The sequence below is a fragment of the Moritella sp. 28 genome (genome assembly GCF_018219435.1).
Taxonomy (GTDB): Bacteria; Pseudomonadota; Gammaproteobacteria; order Enterobacterales; family Moritellaceae; genus Moritella.
Genome location: NZ_CP056121.1, coordinates 2,790,982 through 2,817,473 on the forward strand (window position 1 = coordinate 2,790,982; position 26,492 = coordinate 2,817,473).

Annotated in this window: 11 protein-coding genes; 1 reads left to right on the top strand and 10 read right to left on the bottom strand. The window is 41.7% G+C overall.

The annotated features are described in order from the left end of the window. Positions 1-2: 2 nt before the first annotated feature. Together HWV02_RS12390 and HWV02_RS12395 are read right to left on the bottom strand one after the other, a co-directional pair. The gene (locus HWV02_RS12390) at positions 3-884 is read right to left on the bottom strand and encodes an MbnP family copper-binding protein (RefSeq protein WP_211687991.1); all 882 of its coding nucleotides are present in this window, start codon (positions 882-884) and stop codon (positions 3-5) included. 226 nt (positions 885-1,110) lie between these two features. Next, the gene (locus tag HWV02_RS12395) at positions 1,111-1,563 is read right to left on the bottom strand and encodes a hypothetical protein (RefSeq protein WP_211687993.1); all 453 of its coding nucleotides are present in this window, start codon (positions 1,561-1,563) and stop codon (positions 1,111-1,113) included. Positions 1,564-1,931: 368 nt separating this feature from the next. Here HWV02_RS12395 and HWV02_RS12400 point away from each other — a divergent pair, with 368 nt between their 5' ends. After that, positions 1,932-2,732: a PEP-CTERM sorting domain-containing protein gene (locus HWV02_RS12400; protein WP_211687995.1), complete on the top strand. Its 801-nt coding sequence runs from the start codon at positions 1,932-1,934 to the stop codon at positions 2,730-2,732. Here HWV02_RS12400 and HWV02_RS12405 read toward each other — a convergent pair. The 8 genes from HWV02_RS12405 to HWV02_RS12440 form a co-directional block, all read right to left on the bottom strand. Continuing rightward, the gene (locus HWV02_RS12405; protein ID WP_211687997.1) at positions 2,729-4,798 is read right to left on the bottom strand and encodes an alpha-amylase; all 2,070 of its coding nucleotides are present in this window, start codon (positions 4,796-4,798) and stop codon (positions 2,729-2,731) included. The genes HWV02_RS12400 and HWV02_RS12405 overlap by 4 nt on opposite strands. Before the next feature lie 245 nt (positions 4,799-5,043). After that, positions 5,044-6,684, bottom strand: coding sequence for a PfaD family polyunsaturated fatty acid/polyketide biosynthesis protein (locus HWV02_RS12410; protein ID WP_211676124.1), 1,641 nt, complete (start codon positions 6,682-6,684; stop codon positions 5,044-5,046). Positions 6,685-6,869: 185 nt separating this feature from the next. Continuing rightward, the gene (locus tag HWV02_RS12415) at positions 6,870-12,755 is read right to left on the bottom strand and encodes a beta-ketoacyl synthase N-terminal-like domain-containing protein (protein WP_211687998.1); all 5,886 of its coding nucleotides are present in this window, start codon (positions 12,753-12,755) and stop codon (positions 6,870-6,872) included. 112 nt (positions 12,756-12,867) lie between these two features. After that, entirely contained in the window at positions 12,868-15,438 is a 2,571-nt protein-coding gene (locus HWV02_RS12420; protein WP_211687999.1) for a PfaB family protein, read from the bottom strand. 164 nt (positions 15,439-15,602) lie between these two features. Further along, the gene (locus HWV02_RS12425; RefSeq protein ID WP_211688001.1) at positions 15,603-23,828 is read right to left on the bottom strand and encodes a type I polyketide synthase; all 8,226 of its coding nucleotides are present in this window, start codon (positions 23,826-23,828) and stop codon (positions 15,603-15,605) included. Positions 23,829-24,609: 781 nt separating this feature from the next. After that, complete coding sequence (locus tag HWV02_RS12430; RefSeq protein WP_211676128.1) at positions 24,610-25,011, bottom strand: thioesterase family protein; 402 nt, start codon at positions 25,009-25,011, stop codon at positions 24,610-24,612. 262 nt (positions 25,012-25,273) lie between these two features. Beyond that, positions 25,274-25,492: a VF530 family DNA-binding protein gene (locus HWV02_RS12435; RefSeq protein WP_211671773.1), complete on the bottom strand. Its 219-nt coding sequence runs from the start codon at positions 25,490-25,492 to the stop codon at positions 25,274-25,276. Positions 25,493-25,557: 65 nt separating this feature from the next. After that, a complete protein-coding gene (locus HWV02_RS12440) occupies positions 25,558-26,394 on the bottom strand; it encodes a patatin-like phospholipase family protein (RefSeq protein ID WP_211676129.1) in 837 nt (278 codons plus the stop codon). Between the last annotated feature and the right edge of the window lie 98 nt (positions 26,395-26,492).

Genomic DNA, 26,492 nt, shown 5'->3' on the forward strand with positions numbered 1-26,492 from the left:
TATTACTCCACTGCTATCCAGGTTTGTACAGCACTACAGTCACCGTCTATGCATTGCCCTGACGTTAGATCTAGACCTAAGCGACCAAAAATATGCTGGCAAACACTATCTGAACTCGATGACATACACATTGACGGCGCCATATCATCTATGTCATTCCCAGCCACCAACTTTTGGTAGTCAAAGACAATACTGTTGCTCGCTGGATTGAAACTATCAAATTGATATTTCGGGCGATTTGGTCTAGAACTGCTGCAATCCACGGTCTCGGTATCCGCATCTACAACTTCACACCCGGTAGTACCAAGGTGAATCATCAAGCCTTTAATATCCATTCTCAGATGTTTATGACCCATCTGCCAACTCCAATTCATCCCCATAACATCTAACGGAGATACAGCGTCATCACCGTCAATGCCATAGTTATTCAACTCTGTGGGAACACCTAAAGTAAATTGAATACCATCATAGTTACCACTTGGGACAGTACCTTTAATCACATGATTAAGCGCGGTATTACCGTTGCTGCAACTACCTGTTCCGGTTTCGAAATCGAGAAGAGCGACATTTTTGTACTGCCACTTCTTATCTTGATCTAGCATTACGCTAACCAGCTCATCAGCATCATTTACCAACGCAACTTCCGAGATATAGATACGTGCATCTTTAAATTCAGGGTTCAGGTTGCTAAGGCCGACAAGGCTCAACATTGGATCGCATGATATATCTTCGTTGCCGACACGAGCAGCAAATTTTATTTCGACGTTCTGTGTGGTAGTCACACTTGGCGTTGGAGATTGTTGCGTCGTATCTTCAGAACTGCTACTACCACAACCAGATAAAGCGCCAACAATTGCCACTGCCAATAATTTATTCATCCACATATTTAACTTCCTTTTAACTCTTTTTCCAAAATATAGACTGCTAACAGGCAGCCAAAAGATCACAAGGCCAATGGTGATGAGACGCAAAATACCGTTTATATAAGGTGCGTAAAATCATCACAAGGTTGGAGCAAGTGAAAATAAATGTTTAGTGATGGAAATGCGTGATAATGGAATAACTAGACCGAGTTACACTTGAACGTTAACTTAACCCTGTAGCCATAAATCATGCATAAAAGGTAAAAGGCGGTGATTGTTTAGGCGCGAGTGATAAATATACTTTTTGTTGGCAACTCGTATAGTTATATTGCGGGGCACGAGGAGTCGAGCGATTAAGCCATACAGACAGTAAACATATTAATAGAACGGCAAAAAAAATAGAATGTTGAAATGCTTTAAGAAGTGGGCAGCTGAATTGTAACGATTGGTGCTCTTCCTCGGCAGAATGAGAACCTTCACTATTTTGAGTAATAAGTTCGTTTACATTAGCCCACCTAAAGCCTAACGGCGTACACAACAAGATTTTTTCACCTTGTAATTTGCTCAACCAATTTTTGTTCAGTACTTCACTTGGATTTAAAGCGATTGTAGCGGCGATATAAATTTGAAATAGCAAAGAGATAATAACAAAAAATGCCATTATCTGTTGAGATACATTATTATTTCTTATTCTATGCATAAAATTAATATACCGTAAAAATTAGTCGGTCAGAACAATAACAAACAAGATTTATAATTGTAGTAATTAATTCACACTTTGGTAGCAATGTTAATAATAAAGTAAGGAATTGTTGTTTTTTCGCTCTAACTCCGTTATTTACAGTAACTTATTACACATTACAGGTACCAATAAACATTGTAGTATAAATAATTTCCTAGCATATATTATTTCTGTTCACGGTAATCCAGTGCTCGTTAAGCCAAGCACTTTAACGTGGTGAATGATAAATTGATTTGTTGCCGTTTGTTGCATATCTTTAATTAATACCAAAACAATATTTCCTAATCACAGCCTTATTTTCCATAGGGGCTTCAAAAGGAATATAAATGTATTTAAAGTCTATATATGCTGCTCTAGCCGGGATTACTTTGTCTGCTAGCTACTTTATTAACTTAGCTAATGCGGGAACCATCTATGACTTTGATATAAGAGTCAATTTTGACAGTGGCCTAACTAACTCACAACAAACTGTTTTTTCTGATGCAGAAAATCTTTGGGAGTTATTCATCGTAGGATACCGAGATGAGTTCCCAGGCTCAGGTTTAGATATTAGTGCTTCTGGCCAGAATATAGATGGTGTTGGAGGCACTCTTGGAAAAACAGGAATTACTTATGGTTTATTTATTCCTAGCTATGTTTATGCCACAGAGGGGACGATACAAATTGATAGTGCAGATCTGCTTTCTATAGAAACAGCTGGAAATCTATTTCATGTTGTCATGCATGAAATGGCACATGCCATTGGTTTTGGTATTTTATGGGGACCGACATTAAATGATTTATTAGATAGCGCTGGTAATTATATAGGCCAATATGGATTAGAAGCATATCAACTTAGTAATCCAGAAGCGACATTTGTCCCTGTAGAACAAGATGGCGGCCCAGGAACTGCGGGCTACCATTGGAATGAGCCTTATGGAGGCGGGCTCAGTGAATTAATGACTGGTTGGTTAGATCCTAATACCACGATTAGTTTAACAACTATAAATTCGTTCGCAGATTTAGGTTATGTTATTAATCCAAATTTCTCTGTGGAACAAGTCCCAGAACCATCAACACTTGTCATTTTCGCGTTCGCTATAATGGGGTTATTCTCACGAAAATATAACAAACACTATCGAAATTAATAAGGCTCAGTTGATTTACCTACAAATGCAACAACGACCTTATCACCACCTAACGTACGAGAAAATGCATAGCCATTTTGTTGCTTAATCTCCTTATGGGTCCCAGCACCAATAGCTGGATGAGCCTGCCTAAATTGCCCGAGTGTTTGCCAGTGTTTGAGTAATTTCTGGCGGTTAGCATCCAATAACCAATTCATATCAGAACGAGTTCCTTGATGGAAATCATCTGCATAAGCGCCTATATCTCTTGCTACTTCATCACCGTAATAAACTTGAATAGCACCAGGACTTAGCAACAGTGCACTGGCTGCATTCCGCTGCATTTCAAATGATTTAAATCGCCCAAAGAAAAGCTCTGTATCATGAGATGACATATAACTAACAGGATTAAAGTCGGGTTTTTCTTTGAGTGTATCTGCGTAATGTTGGTAAGTATCGGCCATCTTGCTAAAACAGAGAGCCCCTTCATCCATTTTTTTCTGCATATCAAAATTGAGCAGAGCATCAAAACCGTCATCATAGTAAGGGCTACGGTAAGCGCTATGCCCCCATACCTCTCCCATCATCCAAAATGGTTGTCCTGTTTCATCATTCGCTTCGCGCCAATCATTTAAACTTTTTGTTGCAGCTTCTTTTAAGCGCATCCATACATCGCCAGACACATGTTTTACAGTATCGATACGATAACCATCAATACCAAAACGCTTCACCCAGTCTGTTTGCCACTCGATCAAGTAATCCGCTACAGTATAGTTATCACGGCTAATGACTCGTGTTCCGGGGTTATTTAATAGCCATTGTGGGGGGGTAACAGACTTGGTGGATTCTGTTATAAAGTCTGGCAGGCCTGCAAGTGAAAGTGTTAGGTCATTCGAGCCTGGTTTTGGATAGTTAGGTAAACTGGCACGGACCCAATCACCTCCCCACCACTGACTCCATGCAACATTATCATAATCAATATTGTCATTGAAACTATGCCAATTTTGGCCCGTATTTGGTTGCCAATCACGCCATTGTACAGGCCAGCTTTGAGCAGGGTTTACAACAGGAATTTGATCACGCTGTAAATCTGTTAAAGTGGCATATCCAGGATGATTTATGACAACATCGAGTAAAACTTTCATGCCCCGCTTATGCGCTTCTTCAACCAAACGCTTGAGATCATTTTCATTGCCAAAATTCGCATCTATTTTAGTAAAATCACGAGCCCAATAGCCGTGATAACTATAAAACGGAAACGAACCAGCGTTACCACCACCGACAAATCCCCGAACTTGTTCTACAATAGGTGAAAGCCAAATAGCACTTGTTCCTAAGCTCTTAATATAATCAAGTTTCTCAATAACCCCTTTTAAATCGCCACCATGAAAGGTTCCAACCTCATCTTTTCCATCTTTACGGCGACCATAACTATTATCATTGCTTGTATCTTGATTATTAAAACGATCAATCATAACAAAATAAATATTTGCGTTGCGCCAGTTAAATTTAGCTTCTTTGAGTTGACCTTTTAGTGGCTCTAATAATATTAATCCCCCACTATTAATTGCAGGTGTAATGGTTACTTGCTGTTGAATAACAGTGACAACTTGCCCGCTTAGTTTATCTTTTAACTGAGTGCCATTTTTATAGGTATCGGCAAGGTTAATAGTAACCTCCCCACCTTTATAGATGTCACATTGCACTTGTGGTAGAGGACGTTTGAATGCTTTGTCAGTGGATTTTTTGGGCTGACGTTTTATCAATAGTGTTTTATTCTCGGCATCAAATATGAATGCATAATCACCATTAAACCTGATTTTAATAAGCAGTTCAGTCGGTGAATTACAATTCAAAGCCAGTGGTTGACTAAACCTTACCTTTTGCTCTTTTGGCTTAATGCAGCTTCCTTCAATTCCAGTAACATTTAAGGTATAGCTTGCTTTAGTAAGTGGCACCACCAGCGGAGATTCACTAGTGAGCAAGAAGTCTCGACTAGTGGTACTGGTTGAGATGGTTAGATTGGGTGAGGCAAACAAGCTTGGGCTGACAAGCATGAGTACAAGACTTATTTTATTTAATTTCATCTTCAAACCTAAGTTATTCCATTAATTAATATAATAATAAAACGGAACCATTGGTCAGACATCATCCTGCTAAACTACGCCCCAAATAGTTAGTCAACTCACAGTTTTAGTTAAACAGGGAGTAGAATCTGCGAAAGAACAAAGTTCATTCTGTAAGTTAACGCCAAACTAAATTCAAAAAGTCCGGCTCTATTAAAGCCCCTAAAGAAAGGGGGCTTTTTATATTTTAATTTCAGTAACCGATATTAATCGCTAGTGCGATAGCTCGCCAATTCAGTGCTTAAGCTCACACCTTGTAATTTTAACTGGTTTACACGTTGTAAATACGCGGCACCTTTTAGCATATGCAAGGCTACGTCAACAGCACCACGGCGGGTATAATCTTCAAGATAAGATCCTTTCACCCAACTGTTAAATGCACCTAGACTTGGACCTGCCCAGATCTGGTAATCCATTTCACGGCCCTTCTCACCTGTATTTGACCAGCGTGAAGACAGACCTAAATACCAACGGAAAATTAATGCCATTTTACGCTTAGGGCTACTTTTCGCACGCGCTAACATTTCAGGATCACGCTCAGCAAAGAACGCTATCGTGCCAGCCCAGATCTCGTCAAGGTTTGAACGGAAAATCTGTTTTTCAATCTTCTCACGTTCCGCTGCAGGAATATCTTCAATCGAGTCATAAGCGACATACAAGTCATAGAGTTTCTTCGCACGCATAGCGAACATAGAACCACGTTTTAATACTTGTAGTTTAACGCCCATTTCAAACATATCAGCCGCAGGTGCCATTGTCACATCGGCCATTTCAACGGTAGATAATAGTTTACGGGTATATTCAGATGCACCAGCTTCGACACAAGCCTGATTAACAGAGCCCAACACTATGTAAGCTGCGCCCATGTTAAATGCAGCGAGTGCAGCTTCCGGTGTTCCGATACCACCACCAGCACCCACACGTAATGCAGGAGAAAAGTTATACTTAGCTTGCACTTCGTCACGCAGGCCAATAATAGTCGGTAACAACGTTAAAAATGGTCTGTTGTCAGTATGACCACCAGAATCCGCTTCCGCAGTAATATCATCAGCCATTGGCACTAACAGTGCTAATGCCGCTTGCTGTGGTGTGATCTTGCCTTGTGCTAATAATTTATCCAGTAACTTTTGCGGTGCAGGTTCCATAAAGCGACGGCCAACTTCAGTACGCGATACTTTAGCAATAACCTTGTTACCAATATTAACAGTGCCATCACTATTTTTAGATAAGCCTGCAGCACGGTACCAAACAATATGCTCTGTTAACCCTAAGTAAGCTGAAGCCTCTACTGTTTTAACACCCAGTTTAAGGAAACGTTCAACCGCGCCACGCTCTAGTGCTTCTTCTGCTGGTGCATGGATCAAGTTGACCGCGTATGGACCATTTGGTAATTCCGCTTGGATACGACGAATTGCATCTTCAACGGCATCAGGAACTAAACCCGCGGCACCGAAAGAACATAACAGTCCCGCTTTACCTAACGCGACAACAAGCTCAACAGACGCAATACCGTTAGCCATCGCGCCGCCATGGTAGGCATATTTAACCCCGTGTTGATTTTTATAAGCTGCATCGCCCAGATCTTCTGGGGTAAGTTTTTGTGCAAATGCCAGTACATCAACGTCAACATTGTTGCTGATTGCACCAGGTACTGAAGTATGGTTAGTAATACCCATAACACCCGAATTATTAGCGACACTACTTGCAACACTATTCGCCACATAAAGCGGCTTAGCCAGATCCATCAAGGCGGCCTTAATTTCTACATCTTGCGTATGCACTGACGCCGGATCGACTTTCCAAGCCCAATTGATCGTGTTGCTATTGTTAAAACCTAAACTCGACATACTTCATTCCTATTTTTGCAGCTGCTGAACACTTTATTCACATTTTAAATAATAGTGAATTCAACAGCCGAACTATTCCGTTTATTATCTAATAAGTTCACAGTGTTCCTAATTGGATCACCTCGGTCATATTGATTAAAGTAAGCCTACTAAGCGTCTTTAACCAATGCGACATTGAGCAGACGCTACGCCTCAACAATACTTAATACAATATTCTTCACTTCATAAATGCGCAGACCATCCTTAGATAGATTAGCATCACCGACGATACGTATTTCACCTGCTTCAGTAATGATCTCGGTAATATGTACATCCAGAGACATTTTCTTATTCAGCGGCGTAATTTGACCACGGTATTTCCAATCAACTTTCGTCATTGGCGCAATGAAACGTGGATTACTGAACTGTGCGCCTAAATCATTTTTCAGCGCATAAGTTTGCATTAACTCGATGATAGCTTCAACACCTAATGAACCAGGCATAACCGGATCTTGGTGGAAGTGATAACGGAAGAACCAATCATCAGCATCAATCGTACGTTCACCATAAACATAAGCAACACTGGCCTTACCACCACCTTCAACTACTGACACGGTATCGATAAAGTTCATCTGACCGCCCGCCAATTTATAATGGGGTTTATCCGCAGGTGCTTTATACAGAGCCAATGACTGATTAGTTAAATCAAACACATCAATATTATCTGTCGGTGTATTGTTATCAACAAACCAAGCATTGGTGGTTTTACCATTATCAATACCCAATTGGTTAGTCAGAGACTCGCTACTAAAGTAACCAAATACCGCTTTACCAGTATAAAACAGCTCGCCATCAACCGACATATCAAATGTAAAACTTTGAATGATCGCGCCACCAGCAATTGCCGTGCTGACTAATACCGATTTGTTAACGATAGTTTTACCGCGTAAATCTATCTGTTTCAGTAATGTTCCACTGCCATCAAGGTTTCGGAAAAACAGGTCTTTTTCTGGGTATTTCAAGGTAGTCCCCATGTAACCAGAAATAAAGCCATTCGGTTGCAGCGCAATTTCCATAATCAATGAATATGGCATCCAGTTTTCATGGCTGTTTTTCGTGAAGTACCAAGCATCTTCCGGTACATAATATTCGGCTACACAGCTTGACGGATTCTTCAGGTCAAGACGATCCCCCTGCACTTCAACAACCTGAGTAACGACTTGTAGATCACCACAAGGCGTACGTGGTGGAATACGACCTTCATAGACATCAAAGTCAGGACCAAAACAGTTAGAAATGTTTCCAGTTGCGAATTCAAACATATGCCAAGGCGTGAATGGTGCTTGATTAGGCACTCTATGGTGTCCTGCAACCGCTGGCGCTTCGAAATGTTTGATCGGCGTTACACCTTTCATTTTGGGTGCTGACAAATCTGACTCTACGTGCATTAATGGACGTTCAGGGAACTTAAATGGTTCAATACCACGTTCGTCCAGAACCGCACTGTTAGCTGTTACAGCCACTGGCGCTAAAGCAGTTACAACGGCCGGAGACGTGCGAGTTTTCAGCTTCACATTATTAGGCAGCGTTACTGGATAGTCTGAGTTTTCATCTTGATCACTGATAATCACGCAAAGGTTTTTAAAATCAACAACCACTTTGCCATCAAGAATAATATCAATATTGGCTTTCATATATGGGTACGGTTCCATACCCATAGCAGTCACTTCCATGCGATAAGTCAGCGTGTTGTGCTGTGGTAATACCTGACCACGACAACGAACCGTTTGCGATTCACCTGGCAGGGGCTGGAAACGAGCATTATTAACGTTAGTATGCATGCCGAGTGACAACATAAAGAACATAGCCATCTGACCACAACCTTCCGACATCAAAGAACCCGCCATCACTTGATCACCTTTAAAGTGACAAGGGAAATACCAATGCTCAGGATCTAAGTCTTTTTGGCCTTCTAATAGCCCTAATCCCCAATGACCACCTGTTGGGTCGATCTTGGTAATACGCTCAATCATCAAGAACTTCTCTGATGAGAATTTCAACGATGGATTACGTCCATCAAGATCATATTGCGGACCAAAACAACCAGCCACATCACCATTAACCAACTTCATCATATCACTGTAGTCATATTGACAACGGCCATGCTGCAATAACGGTGTAAATGATGATTTAACTGCATTTGAAAATTCAGCTTTATCTTTATCGTTTTGAATCACACCTTTACCATCAGAAAGTTCCTCATCAGTAAAGAAACCAGCACAACCATTACGCATGATAAGTACTTTCTTATCACCCACATAACAATCATAATGGAAGAAGAATAATAGCTGTTCACCATTACGTGCATAAGAATCAATGTGGATCTCGTAGCGCAATGTATCGCCGCCGAAAGCCATCTCTTCAAGGAAAGTTAATTCACAATCAAGTAATCGGTAAACACGCTCTCCTTTAGCTTGGAAATCGATACCTATGTAGGAAATCAGCATCAAGTCACACTGACCAGATTCCACCGCTACTGACCAAGGGATCTGACCATCAATAAGAAACGGTGCATCGACCGGGATATCATATTCCGTACACATGTATGATTTTTTATATTCGTTAATCTTAGCATCAAGCTCGGTAACGCGTGTTACTAACAAATAATCCGAGGTTGGCAAACGTACACGACGTGAATAACCATCAATGATGTTGTACTCTGCACCAAATACTTTACCAATGTCACCTTCAGCGAACTCAACCAGATCAGCTTGATCATAAATAACATTTTCTGGTTGATTATAACGTTCAATTAATTGCAATGGTGGATAGTTGTAACCAACTGGCCCTTTGATCTGGAAACCAGCTTGTATCGCTTCGGCTTGAACCTGTGCTTCCACACTTGTCAGATTAGCAGCGACTACAGGCTTCTCAGAAACAACAGTTGGTACTACCGTTAATGGCGTCACTATTTCTGAGGCTGCGCTTTCAACGCTATCTTGCACTGGCAAACCAGCTGATATTTTCGCTTGTAGTTCGATAAGTTGAGAAAGATTTTTCTGTGCAGCTAAGCGGCTTTGTAAGAATGCCTGATGCGTAGACGCTTGCTGATAAATTTCTGTACTGGCTTTACTTTTCACTGTCACTCCAACAACGCTCTGAGCCAATACTGGCTGCGCTGTATGTTGATGTTGGGAAAGGATTGAGGATCTGATTGAATTAGGACGAATACCTTGTGGTATCACATTATCCATAATTACAGGCTGGTTAACCTTAGTTAAGACTTTGCCCGCAAACTGCGCCTTGATCACATTCAACGATGAACTGGCACTATTCACGATTGCTTCGGCAATTAACTGACCACCAAGCTTGATAGTTTTAACCAGTTGCGGGCGTCGTTTACCGATTGGCGCTGGCGCAGCTTGATGAACGTGCTCCGAAGTCGACAAAATAAGATGTGCACAGCTGTAATCACGACCAAGACCGTTAATCGCAATATGTTGTACCGCTTGCTGTTGTTTGGTACTTGCTTGCTCTTGACTACTTTGTTGGTCTAACAGTAAAGCACTTTTAATAATACTAGCAATACCGGATGCATTAAACGTATGCCCAATATTAGATTTTACCGAACTAATATTAACATTTGGATATAATTGAGAAAACGCGGCTTTCTCAGCACTGTTTTCGGCACTGAAACCACTGGCGTGTGCTTCTACACACACCACATCCGCAGCACTGATACCTGCTAACGTTAAGGCCTTATCCGCTGCACTCGCAATGGCTTGAGCATCGCAGCCTGATGCAAAACTAACCGCATCAATGCTGGCATAAACTTGTTGTGATGCAACTTGAGATACAGGTTTCACTACAATAGCAGCAGCACCCTCACCCACCAGCCATTGCTGCTCATCAAGTATGTTGTTGCTGGTTACATCTTTACTATTAGGCCCATTTTCACTTACAGGTCCATAGTGCTGACGTAAAGTAATGTTTTCAATTGACCCGGCCAAATCAACGGCAGCAATAATAACCGCGTCAACATCACTGGTTTGAAATAGGTTTTCAGCTAATTCGACGCAACGATATACCGAGTTTTCTTCAGCCGATACAGTAATAGCAGGGCCAGAGAAATCCCATAACGCCGAAATACGTGACGCCATGATATTGCCAATAAAACTGGTGTACTGATTTAGCTGCGCGGCAGAGGCGAGACCATCTTTGGCAATATTAGTCAGTTCTTCACGTTGCTCAACCGTTAAGTTAATGCCTTGTTGTAATAAACTGTCTTCAATTTGTGTTGTTAAATTAACACGACCACGATACTGGTGTAATTCCAGTTCCATACCCATAGCAACTAACACGGCAACGTTACTACTTTCAACGAGTCCTGCATCTTTCGCAGCATTGTCAGCAACTTGCATCATCATTAATTGTTGTGGGATCAAGCAGTCTTTTTCATTTGGTGGCACTTTGAAGCGCAAGAAATCAATATCTAGCTGTTCAACATAGCCACCTTTAGGCGCTTTGGTTAACTGTAACGACTGCATAACGTTAGCGTTACTTTCCATCCCTTTCCAGCGTTGCTCAGGTAACTCACGGAAGGTGCTTTGGTTATTATCTAATAAGGTTTTGAACTTCGCTAAGTTACTCGCACTGCCAAAATGGCTGTCCATACCAATAATAGCCAGTGGCTCACGGGGCTTAGCAACCCCAAAGTCAGATTCAAGCGCTTGTGTTGGTTGTTGTAATACCAAATGGGCGTTACTGCCACCAAAACCAAAGACACTGACACCAGCTGTTCGTGGGCCAGTCGTTTTTGACCCGTGAGAAGTAGGCCAAGGCACAGTACTCGTCGGCATCTGCTCGCCAGTAAAGTAACCATTTTTAGACTGCAGTGGTTCTTTCAGATTAATCGTGGCTGGAATAAGGCCTTTACCCAGTGCTAACATAGCTTTGGTCATGCCCGGCATACCAGCTGCCGTTAACAAATGACCAAGGTTTGATTTAACCGAGCCCAACAGCGGTTTGTTATTTACCCGACTAAAGAAGGTTTCCATCGAGCGTAATTCAACATTATCACCTTTCGGGGTACCGGTAGCGTGGCACTCGATATAATCAACAGCCGCTGGGTCAACACCGGCATCCGCATAAGCGCGTTCATAAACTAATACCTGACCCTTGGTGTTTGGGCTTAATACAAATTCACCTTTACCATCATTCGATAATGCGCCGCCTTTAATAATGGCGTAAATATTATCACCATCGCGTACTGCATCACTGTGGCGTTTTAATACCATCATGCCCGCGCCTTCACCGGCAAATAAACCTTGTGAATTTTTATCAAACGGGGCGTGAACGTTATTGCCTGGATAAGCTTGGAAAATCGAGAATCCCATATTCACAAACATAGGATCTGCTGCTGATACCGCACCAGCTAGCATCATGTCAGCTTTACCGGTATGCAGGTAATCACAAGCTAATTTAACGCTATAACAAGATGACGCACAAGCCGCATCCAGTGCAAAGTGTGAACCACCTAAACCCGCAGCTTGGGCGATCAAAGCCGCTGGATAACCAGCGACTAAGGCATTATCTGCATGTGTTTGTTTCGGTGCCGTATAATGGGTTAATTGAAAATCTGGATGTAATACTGACTTTAACGCATTATCAACAACTTGATGATATAACGGCATGAACAGCTGATTCGATGACTTGGTTGGGAATGACAGATTGCCTAAAATAACCCCGCAATTTGCCAACGCATCACTACCCCAGTAACCTGCATCTGCAAGCGCCTGTTTAGTAACATAAAGCCCCCACTGATTTAGATCATCTAATGCCGTTAAATAGCGGCTATCGAGTTGATAACCAGATGCATCAAAATTAAAATCACTGATATAACCACCGTGAACACAGTAGAACTTATCTGTATCACCTTTGTTAGCGGTGTATTTAGCAGGGTCAACGCCCATCTGAACAGCTGTCGCTTTACTGCGGCAATCTTGTTGTTCAAGCAATTGCTGCCAAAATTGATCCGGAGCTTGTGAGCCCGGAAACAAATTAGCAATACCTACTACTGCAATATTTTCCATAATTACTCTCTTTAAATCCATATTTCAACTGACGGAGAACACCCCGCCTGGACTGTCTACCTTGTTTTACTGATTTTTTAATTATCTGCCCGCACTAGCAAAGCGTCATGTATTAACAATCGAGGCGGCCAGCTTTAACAAGGATTGACCCGTTAAACAAACTATCTAAATCCAAATTCACGCCATGGCTAACTAATTTAGCAATCGCGCGAATATAAGTCAGTTCATCACTGGTGCCCTTAGCATTCACAGGGACGGATACATGGCGACTATCATCTTTCTCATGGGTTAGGATCTTATCTACCCAGCAGCATAACGAGCGTCCAGGCCCCATCTCAATAAATACCCGCGCGCCTTTATCATGTAAGGTATTCACTAAGCGCGGAAAATCCACCACATCACACAAGCATTTAGCAATACTGTGTGAGATCGCTTTGCTGCGTTGTGGAATAGGTAAATAACATGAGCTTGAATACATTTTGGTTTTAATACGTTCAGTGACATCCATATGATATAACTCAACCATATGGTCATATTCGGCATAAGCTGGGGCACAGTGGATCGCGTTGGCCATATTTAATGCCATCGCCCGTTTGCCTAATTTTTTGATCACCCGCTGGCAAGCTTCTGGATAACCAGCCAGTAATAAACTATCTGGCGTATTGATTATGGTACAGTACACACGATCTTCATCTGCAGCTGCAATCTCTACCTGTTCAATAGTCGCCTTGATGGTATACGTTTCCCAGATCTGTTCAAAAGTACCGTCTGGAACATCATCCATACACCAATGCTGGCGTAGGGTTCTTAATTCACCACAAAGCTGATGATTAAAGGTATTTGACTGTGCAAGACGTGCGCTCATCAGCCCCGGTTGTTGCCAGCATCCTAATGCTGCATACATACTCACTTCACCCATGCTGTAACCCGTGGCAAAATCTGCTTTAACCGCAAATACTTCTTCAAACACCTTGGTAAACACACAAGCAAAACCAACACCTGCTTCGGCAATATTGGCTAGGTTGCCGCGTAGATCTAGATCCAGCTGTTTAAGCTGTTTGAAATTATGGCGACTAATGCTACGTGGATTAAGTAAGGTATCTTTAAGACTCGAACCTATGTCATCCGCTAAGGCCGCAACGGGCTGAAAAATTTGTGGGAATAAATGAAATAGATCACGGCCTAAACCAACATAAGTAGCGCCAATCCCAGGGTATAAAAATGCAATACCACCTTGTGTACAGTGGTCTGTTCCGCGGTTAGCTGGCTGCCCAGTAAAATAACTGCCCTTAGGGGTTTTCCATTCACTGACATTCGCATCATTAAATACACTGCTAATGCCAGCGAACGCAAGCGTGATCTCTTTACTCAACTCTTCGGCTGTCTCAGCAATGAGCACTGCGCTATAAACTTTGTTGCTATCACTACGAACATAACAATCCGTCGCTATTTTCTTAATACCGGTCGTCATTGATTGACCGGCAACACGCTCTAATTCACTGTGTAATTGCGCTTCGTCATCACCTTGAATAATAACCAAAGCTAAGTCACTGGCGGCAAAAAAACCATTACTGCGCACATCGCTAACCGGATGGTCTTGGCCTGCAATCTTGACCTTGTTTTCTTGTAGAATTACGTGACAGTAGCCCTGTTTTGATAAGGAGTGAGCAACGCAACTATAAGCGGCGACATGAGCGCTACCATCCTCATGTGGAAACCAAGGTCTAGCATCAACTGGTATATAGAATGGCGAACGCTGCCACTGTGACATTTGTGTTTGGATAGGTTGTTGCCAGTCTTTAATAGCTGGTATATAACGCTGATGTAAACTAATAACTGCTTTTAATAAACCCGCAACCTGTGAGAAATAGCTGTTTTCACCAGTCACACTGCGCGCACAGCTTAATGCAGTATGTAAACTTTGCGTATTACTATAAGCAGACATTAAGCCCTGGCTTTCAAATAACGCCAATTCAGATTTAGAGTCTGCTGTGACTTCTAATAGGCCAACCTGCTCTGCTTTGATTTGAGCTTTCTGTAATGCGAGGCGTGCGGTATTAGCAATGTTTGGAACATTTACTTCACTGTTTACAGCCAACTGAGCGAAGCCTTTAATGTTGGTATAAACATAACATTGATTAACACGAGCGAAATCTGTTGAGGAGATAAGTAAACTGGCGACCCCTGTAACACTGGCATAACCACTAAATGTTTCATCAAAACTGATTGTCGCCACGGGAGCTTCTGCAGTATCAATTCTGACACAGCCATGACCAACAGCAGTGGCATTATTAATACCGATCACAGCGACGGCGCAGTCTTGGTTATTGACTAAATCAGTTGCTTGCTTCAGTGCTTGGCCTAGTTCGGTAATAACAACACAGCTCGCGCACTGCTGCGCGACTTGTTCAACAATCAGCTCGTGAACACAACTGTTGGTATCCGCAATAAGCAATACCGCTATATTAGCCATCTGCAACTGATTAGTTTCTGCTAATAACGCCACAGACGTTAACACTGTCGCCGAAGTGCTATTTTTCTTATCAGCATCGCTAATGCCGCTGGTGCTAATACTGGCGTTATTGCCGATACTAGCGCCTAAATAGAAAGCACGTTCAACACGATCAATATTATCTTGTCCGCTAAATTTAGCATCCATACCAATAACAGCTAATTCCGTCATATTCTTTGTAATACCCTATTTCGAATAGTAATAGCTAAAAACGCTGGAAACTGGAATTTAAGCCAACCGCTTTTAGCTATTAATATTTAATAATGAAACTAATTAATAAAAGTAGACGCCATGATGACTATGACGCCTACAATTATGATTATTTATTTACAGGCTCAAGACATATCATTCAAAATGTCACTCACACTGACTTGTGCAGATTTAATTTCTGCAAGTAATTGCATATCGGCACTGATTAATTGAATATCACAACAGGCTTTACTGCCTCGAGATGTCAACAGATCATGCTCGACAACCTTAAGTTGCAAATAAAACAGCTCATCAACAGCCACTTCACGATACACTGTCCAAGCTGCGGTTACAGAAGGTAAGCTACCTAAGTTAAATTGCTTACGCACCCATACCAACATAGCCTGATAAACCAAGTCATTAGCAAAAATGTTGTTAGCTGCCAAGGGGAATGCCCCCTGCTTCGCAGCTGCAACGTCCGTGACCTGACACGCCAGTAATAGTCCTTGCTCATCACAACGTAATATCTGCTTAATACCCTGCAGACTGTCGCCATGAAACAAAGTGCCATTGCTATATAATGCGTGTGCTTCATCAACCGACTTGTTACTAACAGCATTGTTATCAACATCCGTCGCTAATGACAGCAGATTAACCCTCACTGCTTCTAGCGGTTGAGTCGCTAATAATATCGTCGCAGCATAGTGAAAAACAGGTTTACCATCGCTTTTCAGGCTAAAGGTTTTTGCCGCAATACGGACTACACCTTCCAGCTCGGAACCAGTCGTCACAGGCGACAATTGGATGTGGTGTTCCGCCGCCTCACAGCCATCAAAAACCACCCCTTTAAACAATTTATAGTCTTCGAAACCGACATATTTTAATGTACAGTCTCGTTTACTATAAGTCGCCAGTGCCGCATCACTCATCCAGGCAATCGCGCAAACCGTAGGTAATACCTGATTTCCTTTGATCATGTGGTCAGCTAAAAAGTGATTATCGTTCACCTCAAAATTATAGCTATTTACCTGAAAATCACTGTTAGTTGCTTTGATGCTTTTAATGACGAAAGCATCTGATAAACAACTAACTCGTGGCTTTTTTACAGCATTACTCTCAACATCATTATCAACATTTTTTGATAAATCATTACCCACTAGAATTTGTGGACAACGATTATCATTCGCTGCTAACTCACTCAGTAACAACTGCGCGCCTGCATCAAGTGGAATAATATATACACCACGTTGATCAAACATACGTTTCACCTCTGGCGTGACCATGCCGCCATCCCAAGGTCCCCAGTTAAAGCTCAGAACCTGCGCTTGTGGGTGCAATGATTTAAAACGATAGGCAGTTTTATTTAAGATCTCATTGGCCATTGCGTAATCAGACTGACCTGGGTTACCGTAGAAACCCGCGGCTGACGAGAACAATACCAATTGCTTGATGTTACTTGCTTCAGTCACAGATAACAGTGATAACAAACCGTCAATTTTGGTGCTGTAAACAGACTCAAAATCGCTCAGTGTTTTTTGCTCAATAAATTGGTCGGCTAAAACGCCTGCGCCATGAATAATACCTGTAACATCACCAAATTTAGCAATAACTGGTTTCACAGCGGTCTGTACGTTTACTGCATTGGTTACGTCAGCAGAAACATACTCAACTTGACCACCTGCTGCGGTAATGGCTGTTAAAGTTTGTGCTATTTCACGATTAGCTTGGATAGGTTTGATCAGTTGCACGATCTTCACCGGTGTTGGTTTATCACCAGCAGCAATCAAAGACTGCATCGCGGCTTTCTTTAACGCAGCTTCATCGCTAATACCCTGTGCCCAATTAGGCTCATCAGTTGAGAACTTCGAACGTCCCAATAAGATGAACTTAGCTTGATATTCTTTAGCAATACGAACAACACAATGTGCAGTCACACCTTTAGCACCACCACTAACCAAGAATACCGAATTAGCATCAATGTTATTACCTGCGGTTAATCCGTAACTATCAGTAACAACGTCAGTTAAAGTGACACGTTCAACGCCATTTTTCTCTGCAGGCTGATAACCAACTTCAATTAAAGTGGTGTCAGCATCAAGCAGTTCATCACTAACAATTTTTGCCACTTGCTTTGCAGTTAATGACGTAGGCATATCTACCGCACGACAGAATACGTGATCCCATTCGTGTGATAGTGTTTTAACTAAGCCGTTTAAACCACTTTGCACTAAGTCACTTTTTATTCGCTCAGGTTTATCACTAAAGCCTAATGAACCACCTTGCTGAGTAACAACCATGAAAGCGCCGCGTACTTTAGCTGCTTGAGTTACTTTGCTCAATTTAGCTAATAAGAACGCTAACATTAAGCCTTGCTTAGATGCTTGCGGGTATTCGATGTGGCTTATCTCAGTGCTTGCATGCAGGTAGATAACCGCATCAAGTTGCGCATTTTCAGTAATGATATTGTCAATTTCAGTTTCATCAACGGCGTTTAACGTAACCACACTCACTGACTTAGCAAACGTTTTTGTGCTGTCAGTTGTGATCCAACTCGGTTGCAATGCAGTTACATTCCAGCCAGATTTAATTAATTCATCCGCTAATTGCACCGCATTATCACTACCGTCAGCGACGATTAGGGCGTTAGCACCTTTAGTATCATGACTGATTTTAGTGACTGAGCTTAATCGTGTAATCGCAACCGTAGCACTCGGTGCTGGTTGAAATTCAGCTTTCGGCTCTAACGCTGCAGTAATCGTTGCAACACTGTCATGCATAAATGCATCCGAAACAGCATTTTCAGAATCGATACTGCCAGTCACCTTGCTTTGCATGGCTTTACTCTGCATATAAAGAACAATTTCTTCTAGTGTGCGCAGCTCTGCTAAATCTTCTGGATTTAGTTCAGGTAAATCAGTAATGATTTCTTGTACTGCACCTAAAATTTCAACGCGTTTAATTGAGTCAATGCCAAGGTCCGCTTCCATGTCCATTGCAAGCTCTAGCATGTTGGCAGGGTAACCCGTCTTATCCGCAACAACGTCCATCATCACGTTTTGAATACGGTCTAAATCAATCTCGGCAGTCATTACAGTATTAGCCGTTGTATTAGTAATGTCAGCGACAACCGGGGACTCCACTTTACTCTGCATATAGGTAACGATTTCACCTAAGGTGCGTAATTCAGCTAGGTCTTCAGGGTTTAGCTCAGGTAAATCAGTAATGATCTCCTGTACTGCACCTAAAATTTCAACGCGTTTAATTGAGTCAATGCCAAGGTCCGCTTCCATGTCCATACCTAATTCAAGCATGTCTACCGGATAACCTGTCTTGTCTGCAACCACTTCCATCATTACCGTTTGGATATGATTTAAGTCGATAGTTGGTGTAGCACTTGTCACGACAGCGTCTGCAGGTTCTGTCGTTACTGCAGGTACACTTTCTGCTACAGGAGCCTTGCTCTGCATATAAGTAACGATTTCACCTAAGGTGCGTAATTCAGCTAGATCTTCAGGGTTTAGCTCAGGTAAATCAGTGATAATTTCCTGTACTGCACCTAAGATTTCTACACGTTTGATTGAATCAATACCTAAGTCAGCTTCCATATCCATGCTTAGTTCAAGCATGTCTGTTGGATAACCAGTCTTATCAGCCACAACATCCAGCATTACTGTTTGGATGTGGTTTAAATCGATAGCTGACGTTGAACTTGGAGCTACAGCGTCTATAGATTCTATCGTTGCCGCAGCTACACTTTCTGCTACAGGAGCCTTGCTCTGCATATAAGTAACGATTTCACCTAAGGTGCGTAATTCAGCTAGATCTTCAGGGTTTAGCTCAGGTAAATCAGTGATAATTTCCTGTACTGCACCTAAGATTTCTACACGTTTGATTGAATCAATACCTAAGTCAGCTTCCATATCCATGCTTAGTTCAAGCATGTCTGTTGGATAACCAGTCTTATCAGCCACAACATCCAGCATTACTGTTTGGATGTGGTTTAAATCGATAGCTGACGTTGAACTTGGAGCTACAGCGTCTATAGATTCTATCGTTGCCGCAGCTACACTTTCTGCTACAGGAGCCTTGCTCTGCATATAAGTAACGATTTCACCTAAGGTGCGTAATTCAGCTAGATCTTCAGGGTTTAGCTCAGGTAAATCAGTGATAATTTCCTGTACTGCACCTAAGATTTCTACACGTTTGATTGAATCAATACCTAAGTCAGCTTCCATATCCATGCTTAGTTCAAGCATGTCTGTTGGATAACCAGTCTTATCAGCCACAACATCCAGCATTACTGTTTGGATGTGGTTTAAATCGATAGCTGATGTTGAACTTGGAGCTACAGCGTCTATAGATTCTATCGTTGCCGCAGCTACACTTTCAGCTACAGGAGCCTTGCTCTGCATATAAATAACGATTTCACCTAAGGTGCGTAATTCAGCTAGGTCTTCAGGATTTAGCTCAGGTAAATCAGTGATAATTTCCTGTACTGCACCTAAGATTTCTACACGTTTGATTGAATCAATACCTAAGTCAGCTTCCATATCCATGCTTAGTTCAAGCATGTCTGTTGGATAACCAGTCTTATCAGCCACAACGTCTAACATCACCTTGTTAATCGTTGCTACATCGATACTCGATTGAACGACAACCTCAGGTATAAGAACTGATTCAGCCACGACAGCAACCAATACAGGTGCAGGTGTAGCAGCAACCGCAGGAGAACTCACAGGATCAGGCGTTAATGCCACAGTTTGCACTGCAACGGCTGCACTATTTGCTGCATTCGATGCAACATTAGATGCAACATTTGTCACTGTATTTACAGCAACAGGACTTGCCACTTTGTCATGAACAACCGGAGTTATTAGCGATGCAGTTTGTACTGGCTGTTGTGGCGTATTCAATGCAGGAGTAACAGACGTTGCTATAACGCTAGATTCAGAACCAGTGAGCATGGTATTCATATGGCTCGTCTGATTGTTCAGATAAGTTTCATGCACACGCAGAGTTTCAGATTGGAACTCATTATACATAGCCAGTGTACGGTCTAGACTTTCCGGTAATTCGTTGCTAGTTTGCGCTGCAAGTACCGATTGAACTGTTTTAGCATAGTCCTGTGGTCCCTGCATAAACTGCTCATGCACATTTAATAATTGCTGCTGGTGTTCAACAAACTGGCCAACACTGCGCTCGATAGAAGCAACAAGATCGGCATCAGTATTGTTAATAACAGCGCTGTTAACATGATCGTTAACACCGTTGCTATTATTTTTAGATGCAAGTGAACCATCAGCATTAACGTAGACAATCTTCTCGACTTCAACGATTCTTTCTACTATTTTCTCGACTTCAACGATCTTTTCAATCACTTTAGGCTGTGGAACAGCAACAGGAGTAGCCTTTGCTTGTTTCACCGTCCAGCCATCAGTTAACGAATCAGTAAATGCTTTTTTAGTTTTCGGACTCACATACGATGCACCAGACAGTTTCATCAACATAGGTGACACTTTAGGCGCAGTTGATGGACGCTTAACCGCATCGTACGGGTCAAGATTTTCTAACGCAACACCAAGAACGGCCATCTGCAGGGCAGCTTGACGCATTTGCACATCGGCAGGTTGTTTTGGATTAGCATTTACAGCGATAGCTACAGCATCAGATTTATCATTAAGAATATTATCAACCAATTTGGTTAACACATTCTTCGGACCAAACTCGATAAATATACGGCCACCGTCTGCATATATATTGTCAATTTCTTGATTGAAATGGACAGGTTCCAACATATGTTTTTTCAGGCTTTTTTTAATTTCGTTCGGTTTACTTGAATGAACTAAACCTGTGCCGTTAGCAAAAACTGGAATTGTCGGCGCTTTAAACTTAGTGCTATCAACCGCGTTGGCAAATGGCTTTTGAGCGTGACCGACTAATGGAGTATGAAACGCAGCTGATACAGGCAGTGGAACAACCTTGAAACCAGTATTACCGAGCGCTGTAATAGCAACAACCACCTGCTCACTCGGCCCAGCAATGACCACTTGATTATTAGAGTTGTGGTTAGCAATAGACACATCATCAATCGCGTCGATGATCTCCGCAACTTGCAGTGGGTCACCCACGACAGCCGCCATCTTGCCAGCATCAAAATCTTGTTGCTCTGGCGCCGCCATTGCTTGACCACGACTGCGTGCCAACATCAAGTAATCACTATCGCTCAATACGTCAGCAGCCCATAATGCCGTTAATTCACCGAAACTATGACCAGCGGTAAAGTCAGCTTTAAAACCTGCCTGTTGGAACGTTTTAAACAGACCAACGCTCAAACAACCAATCGCAGGTTGTGCATGTTGAGTTAAACGCAATTGCGCTTCTTGTAACTTACGTTCAGCGTCAGTGTACACTGGTATCGGATAAGTGATTGCAGACAACTGACCTAAACCAGCAGTACTGAATTCTTTATCCATTGCAGCTGTACTGTGCATCATGCTTGGGAAGTTACAAGTTAACTCACGGCCCATGTTCACATATTGCGAACCTTGTCCGGAGAATAACGCGACAACTTTACCATTGGCATCAATACCCGCTTGGCGATAATAGATCCCCGTTGGTACTGACCATGTTGCTTTATCTCCATTCTCGCTGAATTGTTTCAACGCCGCATTAATCATAGCAATGGCTTCGTTTGCATTACGTGCAACAAAACCTAAACGCGCTTGATCTACTGATGGCGTATTCAACGGCCAGGTAATCACTAAATCGTTAAACGCAAATGCCTGAAGGTCAGCCTCTACCGCCAGTTTAGTACGCCAATTATTTAATTCTGCGATAATACCTTGTTGGTTAGTCGCAGAGATAAGTATTGTTTGCGAGACTGAGTTTAAGCGATATGCGCTATCATGACTCGGACGATACTCTTCTAAAATAATATGGAAATTAGTACCACCAAAACCGAATGAGCTAATACCCGCACGGCGTGGGATACCATCTTCACGTGGCATCCAAGGACGCGTCTCACTGTTTAAATACATCGGGCTATTTTTGATATCCAAGGCTTCACTTGGTTTATCGATATGAATAGTAGGGGGTAAAATTTTATGATGCAGTGCTAATGCTGCTTTGATCATACCTGCAGAACCAGCCGCAGATTTAGTATGGCCAATTTGCGATTTAACCGAACCTAATGCAATGTGCTGTTTCTTATCACTCGCTGCACCAAAGTGTTTAGTTAGACCACTAAACTCCGCCACATCGCCAGCTTTCGTCCCCGTACCGTGACCTTCAATAAGACCGCATGTTTCAGGTGCGAAACCCGCATCTTCATAAGCACGTTTAAGCGCTTTAGCTTGACCATCAGGGCGCGGTGCGTAAATCGATTTGAAACGGCCATCAGAAGACGTACCGATACCTTTCAATACAGAATAGATTCTATCGCCATCTCGTTCAGCATCTTCCAGACGTTTAAACGCCAGCATGCCAATACCTTCACCCAGCAGCATACCTTTCGAATCGTCATCAAACGGACGAATATCATCATTGGTGGTAAACGCAGGTGTTTTTGAGAATGACATATACATGAATGGTGAGTTATCACAACATACACCACCCGAGATCATCACTTCTGAACGGTATTCCAGTAGGTCTGAAATCGCCATTTTAATTGCTGCGAGGGAGCCAGCACACGCCGCATCTACCACACAGTTAGTACCGCCAAAGTCGAAGCGATTAGCAATTCGACCAGCAATAACGTTACCTAACATACCAGGGAATGAATTCTCTTCCCAACCGATGTAAGCTTTTTTGAATTTTTCGATGATCATTTCGCGATCATCTTTATCAATACCTGAGGCTTTTAATACTTTTTCTAACACTGGGCCTTGCAGGCGAGCGGTTAACGGTGAAATTTGTTTCTGACCACCACCAACACCTAAAGTGATACCAATTTTATCATGGTCATAATCACTACCAATGCCAGCATCACTTAATACATCGCGTGCAACGATTAACGACAGCAGTTGAGCGATATCAGTTAGCTCTAAGATATTTGGCGGCAGGCCAAACTCCATCGGATCAAAATCTAATTCAGGAATAAAACCACCGCGTTTGCAGTATGTCTTGTCTGCTGCTTTTTTATCTGCCGAATAATGGTCGTCAATATTCCAGCGGTCGCTAGGCACATCGATAATGGCATCAACGGAATCAACGATATTATCCCAGAATTGGTCCAGATTTTTAGCGTCAGCAAAAACCGATGCCATACCGATGATTGCAATTGGGCATTCTTGCAAACGTGAATTTAACTGTTGCTCGTCACTATTTAACACATCCTTGCCGTGCTTAACCGATGTGGTGTTCTTTTTAGCCATTGTGTTATTGCTCCTGTAAGGATCTTCCTGCACTAAAAACAATGCTCATTAAACGTCCATTTGGACACTAAGCTAACCACTTGAGCGTACAAGTGTACTCTTAAAGTGCGAAAAAAATCTACCGTCATTTCATTTCACATAAAATAAATTCGGTAGAGTTAATTGTTTTAAATTTTATCCCAATAGTCAGCACTGAACTTAATCGTCCAACGCCAGCATAGTATTATTTACATCTGCAATAATATACACAGGATTAAAAACCAACTCAAATATACTCGATTTCACTTAAGTCAGACTCATCAGATCAGGGGATAACTGAAAATAGCAGATTTAGCATTATAAAATAATGCATCTTTATTCACATTTACCCAATTTTAACTAGATATTCAGTAATAAACATCTCTTTTAAGCTAAAAACCTATTTTTCTAAAATACACCGGTGGCAAATAATTAATTTTAAATCTGCGTAACCTCTCATTATTAGCATGTATTTTTAGAATAAACGCCGTAATAAATAAGCAGAAGCTTACATTAAATTACATAACCGCTGCGACGCAGTCAGAATTCAATCATAAATAATGATTAATAGACTAAATGCTCAGCATCTTTGATGCACCAATGGCCATATTTAATCCTGATATAACGAGTAAGTACATGTGAAAACGTCGCTATTAGCGATGTTTTAATCGTGACGGGAAGTCATATAAACGTAAAGTGAGGCATTAGATACCTCATTATTTCATTGTGGTTTTTTCGTACTCAAATTGGCTAACACCATATATTATGCATTTACCATTGCGGTTAATACATCATCAGGAAAGGGCTGTAAGCGTTTTTCTTTATCTAAGCACACCATTTCAATATCGCCGATGACGGCAGCCTTACTCGCATTAGGACGCCACACTTCCTGACGCCAGATCGTTTTATATTTACCATCGAGTGTAAAAGAGGTACGGATATCACAAACTTCAGCAAACTCGACGCCATCCAGAAACGTTAAATTGGCTTTATAAACCGCAAAACCTAACCCGCGTTCGTTCCACAATGTCGCTAATAAATCGCTATTGATAACATGTTCGCGTGCACGTTCAAAATACTTCAAAAAATTAGGATGGTAAACAACACCTGAGTGGTCGGTATCTTCATAATAAATTTGTACTGGGTGATGGTATATCTTCGTCATTACTGAAATTAACCTATTTGATCACGTATTTATATTACATAGCATATAGATAAATTTGAGAAATGACAGTGTAATATTGGAGAAGATGTCACGCATTAAAGGTAGTAACACTTAGAATAAGCACGGGTTTGCTTATCGTTATAACTGAGGAATGAGATCGATAATCAAAGTTAATACCGTCTTTCAATTCACAGGTCCTTATTTATCATTGTTAATGATGCATAATCAATAGTAAACAAGGACCAACGTGCCGTAATAAAATTTAGTCTTCAGTGACCATTTTTACGTATAACGCTTCAACTTTATCACGCGCCCAAGGTGTTTTTCGTAAAAACTTAAGACTAGACTTAACACTTGGATCATGGGTAAAACAGCGAATGTTAACGTAGTAACCAAGGCCATCCCAACCATATTTATCAACAAGGCTGTTAATTACTTTTTCAAGTGTCATCCCGTGAAGCGGGTTATTTATTTGAGTCATGTTTACCGTGATAAATTATTTAAGATTAATTGCTGATGAGTATAACACAAGAGTTACTAACAGTATTAATGACCGAACCACCTTGTAAAGGGATTCTTATTCGGGCTACTGGTAACTAAACTTTCCTTTAATTCAATAATACTATCACATTGCTCTTTTGCTGCTTCGTAGCCAATCTTAAAGATTTCTCGTAATGATTTTTCGTCGGTTGTAAATGTATTGTAATTGACTAATGCTTCGGGATAAATGCGCACATCACATTGAGATAGTTTCTCTAATTCAGCGCCACTTCCCTGCAACGTAAATGCGCGTAATACAACGTCTTTGATACTCGACAATTCCTCAGGTTCAACTTGACGTATTGGCGATACATACACACCGATTATTTTATCACAATCAGCTTCGATAACACTCAGTGGAAAGTGATTAACGATACCACCGTCAGAGTAAACTTGGCCATCAATGATCATAGGCGAGAATACTAAAGGATAACTTGCCGATGCTAACAAGGCATTGATAACGGAACCGTCTTTAAAAATATGCTCTTTTCCAAGTAGCATGTTGGTAGCAATAATACGCAACTCAGGATCAAGATGTTTAAAATTATCTTCCGGGATATACTTTAAAAACTCAGGATACAATTTAGCAGGATCAATAAAACCCGCAGTCGCTCGAGTAAATTTCCAAGAAAATGGTTTCACATCTATAAAAAACTGCAGTATTTCATCGATCTCTAATCCAGAACAGTAAAGTGCACCAACCATAGAACCGGCACTCGTGCCCGCAATTAAACTCGGTCTTACCCCCTGCTCTAACAGGTATTTTAATACGCCAAGGTGAGCAATCCCCTTCGCTCCGCCACCAGAAAGTACCAAGCCAATATTGTGTTTAGTGCTACCCATCTCTTTGATTAATCCCCAATTAACTTTTTACTAACTGTATATTAAATATAGGTATAAAAAAAGAGAGCATGCGCTCTCTTTTCTACAATATCAATTTA

Excerpts from the sequence above, each read along its gene's own strand:
- HWV02_RS12390 (WP_211687991.1), bottom strand. The coding sequence starts at position 884 with ATGTGGATGAATAAATTATTGGCAGTGGCAATTGTTGGCGCTTTATCT.
- HWV02_RS12395 (WP_211687993.1), bottom strand. The coding sequence starts at position 1,563 with ATGCATAGAATAAGAAATAATAATGTATCTCAACAGATAATGGCATTT.
- HWV02_RS12400 (WP_211687995.1), top strand. The coding sequence starts at position 1,932 with ATGTATTTAAAGTCTATATATGCTGCTCTAGCCGGGATTACTTTGTCT.
- HWV02_RS12405 (WP_211687997.1), bottom strand. The coding sequence starts at position 4,798 with ATGAAATTAAATAAAATAAGTCTTGTACTCATGCTTGTCAGCCCAAGC.
- HWV02_RS12410 (WP_211676124.1), bottom strand. The coding sequence starts at position 6,684 with ATGTCGAGTTTAGGTTTTAACAATAGCAACACGATCAATTGGGCTTGG.
- HWV02_RS12415 (WP_211687998.1), bottom strand. The coding sequence starts at position 12,755 with ATGGAAAATATTGCAGTAGTAGGTATTGCTAATTTGTTTCCGGGCTCA.
- HWV02_RS12420 (WP_211687999.1), bottom strand. The coding sequence starts at position 15,438 with ATGACGGAATTAGCTGTTATTGGTATGGATGCTAAATTTAGCGGACAA.
- HWV02_RS12425 (WP_211688001.1), bottom strand. The coding sequence starts at position 23,828 with ATGGCTAAAAAGAACACCACATCGGTTAAGCACGGCAAGGATGTGTTA.
- HWV02_RS12430 (WP_211676128.1), bottom strand. The coding sequence starts at position 25,011 with ATGACGAAGATATACCATCACCCAGTACAAATTTATTATGAAGATACC.
- HWV02_RS12435 (WP_211671773.1), bottom strand. The coding sequence starts at position 25,492 with ATGACTCAAATAAATAACCCGCTTCACGGGATGACACTTGAAAAAGTA.
- HWV02_RS12440 (WP_211676129.1), bottom strand. The coding sequence starts at position 26,394 with ATGGGTAGCACTAAACACAATATTGGCTTGGTACTTTCTGGTGGCGGA.